7 protein-coding genes and 1 pseudogene are annotated in these 9,299 nt (G+C 71.2%); 3 read left to right on the top strand and 5 right to left on the bottom strand.

Going from position 1 to position 9,299, the window contains the following annotated elements; all coding sequences use genetic code 11:
• Positions 1-334 precede the first annotated feature (334 nt).
• Positions 335-3,532, top strand: a complete 3,198-nt coding sequence (locus tag RH94_RS04585; RefSeq protein WP_073946366.1) for an alpha-L-rhamnosidase — start codon at positions 335-337, stop codon at positions 3,530-3,532.
• A 662-nt stretch (positions 3,533-4,194) separates the two neighbouring features.
• Here RH94_RS04585 and RH94_RS42395 read toward each other — a convergent pair.
• Positions 4,195-4,539, bottom strand: a pseudogene (locus RH94_RS42395) (transposase family protein); the annotation flags it as partial.
• Between the two features lie 372 nt (positions 4,540-4,911).
• Positions 4,912-5,502: a malonic semialdehyde reductase gene (locus RH94_RS04575; protein ID WP_073946364.1), complete on the bottom strand. Its 591-nt coding sequence runs from the start codon at positions 5,500-5,502 to the stop codon at positions 4,912-4,914.
• 202 nt (positions 5,503-5,704) lie between these two features.
• Here RH94_RS04575 and RH94_RS04570 point away from each other — a divergent pair, with 202 nt between their 5' ends.
• Positions 5,705-6,904: a cellulose-binding domain-containing protein gene (locus RH94_RS04570; protein ID WP_073946363.1), complete on the top strand. Its 1,200-nt coding sequence runs from the start codon at positions 5,705-5,707 to the stop codon at positions 6,902-6,904.
• 243 nt (positions 6,905-7,147) lie between these two features.
• On the opposite strand, the gene RH94_RS04565 is transcribed toward RH94_RS04570, so the two are convergent.
• The 3 genes from RH94_RS04565 to RH94_RS41165 form a co-directional block, all read right to left on the bottom strand.
• Positions 7,148-7,465: a transposase gene (locus RH94_RS04565; protein ID WP_073946362.1), complete on the bottom strand. Its 318-nt coding sequence runs from the start codon at positions 7,463-7,465 to the stop codon at positions 7,148-7,150.
• Positions 7,466-7,657: 192 nt separating this feature from the next.
• Complete coding sequence (gene folE, locus RH94_RS04560) at positions 7,658-8,308, bottom strand: GTP cyclohydrolase I FolE (protein WP_079188894.1); 651 nt, start codon at positions 8,306-8,308, stop codon at positions 7,658-7,660.
• 1 nt (position 8,309) lies between these two features.
• Positions 8,310-8,507 (bottom strand): hypothetical protein, encoded by a 198-nt coding sequence (locus RH94_RS41165; RefSeq protein ID WP_199880868.1) that lies wholly within the window; start codon positions 8,505-8,507, stop codon positions 8,310-8,312.
• A gap of 304 nt (positions 8,508-8,811) precedes the next feature.
• Here RH94_RS41165 and RH94_RS42390 point away from each other — a divergent pair.
• Positions 8,812-9,299: helix-turn-helix domain-containing protein (locus tag RH94_RS42390; RefSeq protein ID WP_234425538.1), on the top strand; the 488-nt coding region annotated here is incomplete at its 3' end.

Below are 9,299 nucleotides of genomic sequence, written 5' to 3'. Positions count from 1 at the left end.
GCCGCGCCGGCTGCGGCCGGGCCACGACCTGGTGGTACGCGAGTCCACCCTGGGCCGCCACCGCTGAACCGGCCCGGACCCCTTCCCGAGGACCCCCGTGCCACGACCCGCCCCGCGTGGCCCGCGGCGGCTGCGTCCGGCGCGCAGCGTGCTGTGAATGGATTCAATGAAGTCGGCGGGAAAGCTACCCCTGGTCCGCGTACCGCGTCAATCGTTCTGGCGAGGAGGGCTCCCGGGCTGACAATTTCGAACCCGAAGCCCTTGACAGAGGATGTGCGTATCCCTAACTTCCGCCTGAATCGATTCATTGCCGAGTCGCCAAACGGAGCCGATCGTGATCAGTAGAAGACGACTGCTCAGCACGACCAGCACAGCCGCTCTGGCCACCGCCCTCACCACTCCCGTCGCGCGCGCCGCGGCCCCCGACTCCGCCGTCGCCCCGCGCCCGTCGGGAGAGTCGCTGCGCGTCAGCACACCCACGGTCGAGTACGTCCGAAGGCCGCTGGGGATCGATGTCGCGCGCCCTCGGCTGAGCTGGCCGCTGTCGGGCGACGGAGCGCAGCACGCGTACCAGGTCCGGGTGGCCACATCGCCCGGCCGGCTCGTCCGCCCCGACGTCTGGGACAGCGGCAGGGTCACCTCGCGGCGCTCCGTCCTCGTGCCGTACACGGGGCCGGCCCTCAAGCCCCGTACCCGCTATCACTGGCAGGTACGTGTCTGGGACGCCCCGGGGAAGGCGTCGGAATGGAGCGCCCCGTCCTGGTGGGAGACGGGGCTCGACGACTGGTCGGCGCACTGGATCGCCGCGCCCGCCGCGCTGGTCGGCGCGCCCGACCTCGAGGACGTCTCGTGGATCTGGTTTCCCGAGGGGGACCCGGCGAGCAGCGCACCGGCCGGTACCCGCTGGTTCAGGGCCCGCGTCGAGGTCCCGTCCGGTGTCACCCGCGCGCGCCTGGTGACGAACGCCGACGACGGCTGCACGGCGTACGTGAACGGTGTGCGGGTGGCCCACGTGGAAGCGGACGGCGCCGCCGAGAACTGGCGTCGCCCCGCCCTCACCGACGTCACGGCGCAACTCGGCTCCGGTACGGCCGTCCTCGCGGTCGCGGCGACGAACGCCTCGGAGAGCCCCGCCGGCCTCCTCGTCGCCCTGGAGCTGACGCTGGCGGACGGCACGGTGCGCTCGGTGCCCGCCGGCGCCGACTGGAAAGCCAACGACAAGGAGCCGTCAGCGAGCTGGACCACGCCGGAGTTCGACGACGCCACCTGGCCGACAGCCAAGGTGCTCGCCGTGTGGGGCTCCGGGCCCTGGGGCAGGGTGACCCCGGCCCACGCCCCCGCCGCTCAACTGCGGCACGAGTTCCGCCTCAGGAGCGGCAAGGTCACGCGGGCGCGCCTGTACGCGACGGCCCTCGGCCTGTACGAGGCGCAACTCAACGGCCGCCGCGTCGGGGAGGACCGGCTCGCGCCCGGCTGGACGGACTACCGCAAGCGGGTCCAGTACCAGACATACGACGTGACGGAACTCCTCTCGCCCGGCAGGAACGCGCTCGGAGTGACCCTGGCCGCCGGCTGGTACGCGGGCGGCATCGCCTGGCTGGGTCCCCACCAGTACGGTGAACGGCCCGCACTGCTGGCCCAGTTGGAAGTCACCTACGCGGACGGCTCGACGCAGAAGGTCGTCTCGGGCCCGGACTGGCGCGCCTCCACGGGGCCCGTCACCAACGCCGACCTGATGGCGGGGGAGGACTACGACGCCCGTCTGGAGACGGACGGCTGGACCAGCGCGGGCTTCGACGACGGCACATGGGCCGGGGCCGAGACGGTCGACGAGGTCACCGCGACGGTCGTCGCGCAGGTCGACGGTGCGACCCGCCTCGGACGGACCCTGCCCGCCAGGAAGCTGACCGAGCCGAAGCCCGGCGTGTTCGTCTACGACCTGGGCCAGAACATGGTCGGGACCGTTCGCCTCACCGTCTCCGGGAAGGCCGGCACCACGGTGCGGCTGCGCCACGCGGAGGTGCTGAACCCGGACGGCACCCTCTACACGGCGAACCTGCGCACCGCGCGCGCGACCGACACCTATGTCCTCAAGGGCGAGGGCAAGGAGACGTACGAGCCCGGCTTCACCTTCCACGGGTTCCGCTACGTCGAGGTGACCGGCTGGCCCGGGAAGCCCCCGCTGAGCGCGGTCGAGGGGCGGGTCCTGCACACGTCGGCACCGTTCACGATGGATTTCGAGACCGACCTGCCGATGCTCAACCAGCTGCACAGCAACATCACGTGGGGCCAGCGCGGCAACTTCGTCTCGGTCCCGACGGACACGCCCGCACGGGACGAGCGGCTCGGCTGGACCGGCGACATCAACGTCTTCGCACCGACGGCCACGTACACCATGGAATCCGCGCGGTTCCTGACCAAATGGCTCACCGATCTGCGCGACGCGCAGACCGATGACGGAGCGTTCACCGATGTGGCCCCGATCGTCAGCGGCCTCGGGCACGGCGCCGCCGGCTGGGGCGACGCCGGAGTGACGGTGCCATGGGCGCTGTACCAGGCGTACGGCGACACCCGGGTCCTGGAGGAGTCCTGGGCGTCGATGCTGAAGTGGCTCGACTACCTGGAGGCCCACAGCAAGGGCTACTTGAGGCCCGCCGAGGGATACGGGGACTGGCTGAACGTGCAGGACGAGACGCCCAAGGACGTCATCGGCACGGCCTACTTCGCACACTCGGCCGATCTGGTGGCGCGCACCGCCGAGGCACTCGGCAAGGACCCCAAGCCCTGCTCCGACTTGTTCCGCGCCGTGCGCGACGCGTTCCGCGCCGCATACGTGGGTGACGGCGGACGGGTGAAGGGCGACACACAGACCGCCTACGTCCTGGCGCTGTCCATGGACCTGTTGACGGACGCCGACCGCGGCCCGGCCGCCGGGCGCCTGGTCGAACTGATCCGCTCCAAGGACTGGCACCTGTCGACCGGGTTCCTGGGCACACCGCGGCTCCTGCCGGTGCTGACGGACACCGGGCACACGGACATCGCGTACCGGCTGCTCACACAGCGCTCCTTTCCGAGCTGGGGCTACCAGATCGACCGGGGTGCGACGACGATGTGGGAGCGCTGGGACTCCATCCGGCCGGACGGCTCCTTCCAGGACGCCGGCATGAACTCCTTCAACCACTACGCGTACGGATCCGTCGGCGCCTGGATGTACGAGAACATCGCCGGCATCGCCCCGGCCGCCCCCGGCTTTCGCGCGATCCGCGTCCGGCCGCGCCCCGGTGGGGGCGTGACCCGGGCGCGGGGACGGCTCGAGTCGGTGCACGGCCCGATCGCGACGCGCTGGACCGCCGGCAAGGACGGCTTCCGTCTGTCGCTGACCGTTCCGGCGAACACCGCCGCCGAGGTCTGGATTCCGGTCACTGGAGGCGGCGCGGACCAGGTCGCCCATGGCGCGGCGAAGTTCCTGCGCACGGAGGACGGCTGCGCCGTCTTCGCCGCTCCCCCGGGGCGTCACGAGTTCGCCACCTGACCTGTCGGGCGCCGGCGGCCTGAGCTGCTGCGCGACGACCGCTGTTCCGGCGAAGGGCGCACGGCGCGCTCCTCGTCGAGAGAACTGTTCAGGGTCCTCGCGCAGCAGGGTCTCCCGCGCACCTCGTGGGAGATACCGGACGACGCGGAGGGCGCGTACACCGAACCCCGGGTGGCCGAGCCCCCGCGGCGATCGTCACGAAGGTCTTGAAGGCCGTTGCGTACGCCGATTCCGGCCGTCCGTGAGGGGCGGATCAGTGCCCTGATCGCCGCCTCCGGGTCAGCGAATGGTCAGCATCAGGCCGGACGGTGTCCGGCTTGCCGGCCTGCCCCGTGGCAGGGGCCTGCTGCGCCGCCCGGCGCCCTGCTCGGAGGAACCACCGCTGACAGGCCGCGCCCTCGCAGCCTGATCCGGCACGCACGAGGGCAAGCGCCGCGCACCGTCGTGCGACGGGATCGCAGAGATCGTCGATGGCGCGGGCGAGGCCGAGACCGCTCCCGACGCGCAGTCCGTGGAGCCGTGAGAAACGGTGGGGCACGGAGCGGGCCGCTCCCACCCGTACCCGGCTTTTCAAGGACCGCCAGTTGTCAACCGGCCGTGGCACCCCGCGGTGTCACCTCGCCGTCGGCTCTCGCACGACGCGTGGGAGCCGAACTCGTCAGCTTCTCGGCAGCCACTTGGATCGGCAGGAGCGTGCCGTCCGGGATCGGACACGCCTTCACCGACGCGGTCCGCGCCGCGTCGGCGAGGCCGGGGGCGAGGGCGGCCAGGAGCTCGACAGCCTCGGTGACATGGGGTAGGCCGTCGTGGTTCCGACGTCGAACCCGGCCGCGAGCCGGGCATATGTGTGCCCCGCCCCGCAGGTGGGCGAGTGTGGGCAGGGCCTGGCGGCCGGCGCTCAGGCGCCGCCGACGGGAGCCGATCGCACGGCGGTGCCGCCGCACCTGCTGTGTGAGGAAGCGGAGGGCAGAGCCGGACACGTCGACGCCCACCGGGTGAACAAGCACGTGAAGCCTCTGGTGGAGACGGTTCTCTCGGTCGAAAACCCATCCACCAGGGGCTTCACCACGTTGTCAGCCCAACTGCCGTACTTCATAGGTGGGTTGGAAAAAGCTTACTGACCGACACCGGAGGCCATCGGCCGGATCGTGGAAGGCCTGGGCTGCCCCGCCCCGAAAGACGCGGTCGCGGCGTCGCAGGCCTCCGGCATCAGGTACGGAACGGTGTGAGCGGCCTTCGGGGCCAAGCGGTCGAAGGGCCGGTCCCCGTAGGCCGCGGCGTCACGGTGGGTGAGCGTGGCGGGCATCGCGTCGGCTGTCGCAAAAGCCCACGGGAGAACAGGGGCGGAACCCGGTCCGGATCCCCGTCGCCGAGCCGGCTCAGACCGTGGTGACGACCTGGTCGAACTCCAGACGGGGGGAGCGCGGGTACCAGGCGTCCTCGCCCGGCTTGCCGATGTTGACGACCATCAGCGGGGTGTGGTCGTCGTCCAGGAATTCCTTGCGGACGCCCTCGAAGTCCAGGCCGGTCATCGGACCGGCGGCGAGGCCCGCGGCCCGGATGCCGATGATGAAGTACGCGGCCTGGAGGGCGGCGTTGAGGGCGGCCTGGCTCTCCCGCACCCCACGGTCGCTGAAGACGACGTCCTTGGCCTGGGGGAAGTGCGGGAAGAGGTGGGGCAGCTCCTCGTGGAACTCGTTGTCCGCGGAGAGGATCGCGACCAGGGGGGCGGTGGCGGTCTTCGCCCGGTTGCCCTCCGCCATGTGCTGGACGAGACGCTCGCGGGCCTCGGCGGAGCGGACCAGGGTGATGCGCAGCGGCGACTGGTTCATGGACGTCGGGCCGTACTTGACCAGATCGTAGATCGCCTGGACCTGCTCCTCGGACACCGGTTCGGCGGTGAAGGTGTTCGCAGTGCGGGCCTCACGGAAGAGAAGGTCCTGGGCGGCGGGGTCAAGAGCGAGCGACATGGGGGAACTTCCTCACAATGACTGGTGGATCCCGGGGGATCGACTTGCGGCACCGACACTATGCCTTGAAAGTTCAATGTTCAATCAAAACCGGGCCGGCGGTGATCAGCTTCACAGGGTGGCGGCGCGCCGCGGCCACCTTGGCCGTCCCGTGCGTTGACGGCGTGCGGCCCTGGCCGCTGTTATGGGTGGGAGCGCTCCCATGTCCCGCATCCTTCCCTTGGAGGCATACGTGCGCACCCCCCACTCGCGATTACTGCGCCGGTCCTGGACGGCGGCCCTCGCGGCTGCCGGGTCCGTCGCCCTGCTGGTGTCCGGATTCATCACGACACCCACCAGTGCCGCGGAGGTCGGCTGCCGGGTCGACTACACCGTGAACCAGTGGGCCGGTGGCTACACGGCCCAGGTCAAGGTCACCAATCTCGGCCCGGCGGTCAACGGCTGGCGTCTGACCTGGACCCACGCCGACGGCCAGCGGGTGACATCGGCGTGGAACGCGACCGTCACCCAGACCGGCGCCTCCGTCGTCGCCGTCAACGCGGACTGGAACGGTTCTGTGGCCACCGACGGCTCCGCCGAGTTCGGTGTCCAGGGCACCTGGAGTTCGGCCAATCCCGCCCCGACCGACTTCGCCCTCAACGGGGTGGTCTGCGGCGGAACCGGCACCACCCCGCCGCCGACCACCCCGCCGCCCACGACCCCGCCGCCCTCCGCCGACTGCGGCAGCGCCGTGGTCTGCTCGGGCTTCGAGGACCAGACCGGCACCACTCCCTCCGGCGCCTGGCAGTTCGCCGCGCCCGACTGCCAGGGCACCGGAACCGCGGCCGTCGACACCTCGGTCGCGCACAGCGGCGGCAGGTCGCTGCGGATCGACGGCAGGGCCGGTTACTGCAACCACGCCTTCGTCGCCTCCACCGCGAACCTGTCGTCGGTGGGGCCGTTGATGTACGTGCGCATGTGGGTGCGGCACACCACCGCGCTCCCCGCTGCCCATGTCACCTTCGTCTCCCTGCCCGACAGCTCCCAGGGCGGCCGGGCGCTGCGCGTCGGCGGCCAGAACGGCGCCCTCCAGTGGAACCGGGAGACCGACGACGCCACCCTGCCCGCGCAGAGCCCGGCGGGCGTGGCGCAGAGCAGGCCGCTGCCGACCGGGAGCTGGCAGTGCCTGCGCTTCGCGATCGACACGACGGCGCCCAAGCTCGACACCTGGCTCGGCGACGAACAGGTCCCGGGCCTGCACGCGGACGGCGTCCCCACCCAGGACATCGACCAGCAGTGGCTTGCCCGCACCATCCCGCCCCGGCCCACCGCCCTCCGCCTGGGCTGGGAGAGCTATGGGACGGGCGACGACACACTCTGGTTCGACGACGTGGCCGTCGGCTCCACCCCCATCGGCTGCTGACGGCCTACGCGAGATCACCGGCGCGGACGGCGCGCCGGACGGAAACCCCTTCCGCCCCGGCCCGCCGTCAGCGTCTCGCGCGGGGAGGCCTGATCACTGCGGAGATTGCGGAGATTGCGGAGATTGCGGCGATGGTCGAGGGCACGGGCTTCGCCCGTCCCCTTGCCGAAGGACCGGGCGAGGATTGGCGTTGAGTTCCTTCACGCCGTGGCCGTGGGTTGCCTCCTCTTGCTCCTGTGTCGATCAGGCTGCTTTCCGGAGGGAGCCCTGGTGAGTGCCGACGGGGGCGTCGTTGAGGAGGGCGCGGTGGACGACGTCGGAGAGTCGTCGTAGCGCGCGTATGGCTCCGGTGGTGCTGTTGCCCCCTTCCTTGCGTCGCTGAAGGTGGGCGCGGGCGAGGCGATGGCGCTCGCGGTTGCCGGACCGCACGGGTAGTGGTGCGGTGCCGTTGTGGCGGGCGTAGGCACTCTTGGTGCGGAACCGGCCGATGCCGGCGGTCTCGCCGAGGATCTTTGCCGCGTTCGGCGTGCCGCAACCAGGGGATCTTGAGGATCTGACCACGAACCGTCCTCTGAGACCGGCCCATGCCGGCTGACGCAGTGAGGTTCGGAGGGCGTGACCGCGACGTCGGGATGCACCTGGCGGCAACTGCGTCGCACCCATGGGTTTTCGCCTCCGGCCGGAGCCGGCGTGCCGTTCCGTCCTGTTCGTGCCGGACGTCGACGGCGCTCAGGACGCGGTGCGGCTTGGACATCAGGACGCGCCGGTCAGGGCGAGGAATTCGCTGCGGGACCGGGCATCGGAACGCAGCAGGCCGAGCAGGGTGGAGGTCATGGTGCTGGAGCCGGTGGCCTGGACGCCGCGCAGGGTCATGCAGGTGTGCTCGGCCTCGATCACCACCCCGACGCCCTTGGGCTCCAGGTGGTTCTGCAGCCAGTCGGCGACCTGTTTGGTCAGGCGTTCCTGGACCTGCGGCCGGCAGGCGAAGTGCTCGACGACACGGGCCAGCTTCGACAGGCCCAGGATCCGGGCGCCGGGCAGGTAGCCGACGTGGGCGGTACCGACGAACGGCAGCAGATGGTGCTCGCAGACGCTTCGGACCGGAATGCGGCGGGCCAGGACGAGTTCGTCGTAGCCCTCGTCGTTGGGGAAGGTGGTCAGGTCGAAGGGGCGCGGGCTGAACAGTTCGGCGTACGCGCGGGCCATCCGGCCCGGTGTGCCGCGCAGGCTCTCCGAGGCGGTGGAGATGCCGAGAGCGTCGAGGAACCGGCCGGCCGCGGCTTCCGCGGCGGCCAGGTCGATACCGCCGGGCTCGTGGACCACCCGCAGGGCGGGCCGGGCAGGTGCTGTTCCGTCCCCGTACGCAGCTGTGCGGGCGGTGGCGTGGTGCGGGCGCTCGGTCATGTCAGCCGCCCCCGACATGGATGATCCGCACCACCGGACCGATCGCGGTCAGGGTGAAGTGCCCGAAGACGACCGGTGCGGGCAGGGGGAGGCCGCCGAGGGCGGTGACCGCCCAGGTGATCAGTGCGGCGATGTCCATGGGGAACTCCCGAGCGATGACGACGCCGGAGGCGGCCGGGGCGAACAGGCCGGGGATCAACCGCTGTGAGCCTGCGCGAAGGGTCCAGGACGCTGCACGACGTGGGAAACGAGGTCGAACACCAGGCTTGCCCCCAGGCACCGATCGGCACGGTCACCAGGACCGGGTGGAACGGGTGGCCGTACGGGGCGGTGAGCGAGGCGCTGACCGGGTGCTTCGCCTGAAGCCGGGACTCATGGGCCATCGCAACCTCCCCTTGATTCCACCAACAAGTCTTGGCTTTATCGAGAGAGGCGTCAAGACACCCAGCGCAGAACGCCAAAGGAACACTTGCGCCCACGCGGATGGGAGTTATCGTGGTCTTGTGGCTTCTGACCCGACTCCGCGGGCTGACGCGGCCGGCACCGCCATCGACGCCGTCAGCGTGCTGAGCGAGGACTCACGGCGGCGCATGTTCGCCTTCATCCGCCGTGCCCGCCGCGCCGTCACCCGCGACGAGGCCGCCGCCAGTGTCGGCATCTCGCGCAAACTCGCCGCCTTCCACCTCGACAAGCTCGTCGACGCCGGCCTGCTGCGCGCCCGCTACGAAACCCCCGGCGGGATCCGCAGGGTCGGCAGGCGGCCGAAGGTGTACGAGCCCACCGACGCCCAGATCACGGTCAGCATCCCCGAGCGGCGCCACGAACTCCTGGCGGACCTTCTGCTGGATGCCGTCCTGACCGAGGGCGCCGACGAGAACGCCGCGCAGGCAGCCGTGCGGTCCGCCGAACGGCGCGGCCGTCGGATGGGCGAGGCCGCGCGGGAGGAGACCCGGCCGGGCCGGCTGGGCCCCGAGCGCGGGCTGACCGCCTG

It is taken from the genome of Streptomyces kebangsaanensis, assembly GCF_001906585.1.
Lineage (GTDB): Bacteria > Actinomycetota > Actinomycetes > Streptomycetales > Streptomycetaceae > Streptomyces > Streptomyces kebangsaanensis.
The sequence above is the reverse complement of the archived record's forward strand: the minus strand, read 5'-3'. Positions and strand labels throughout refer to the sequence as shown.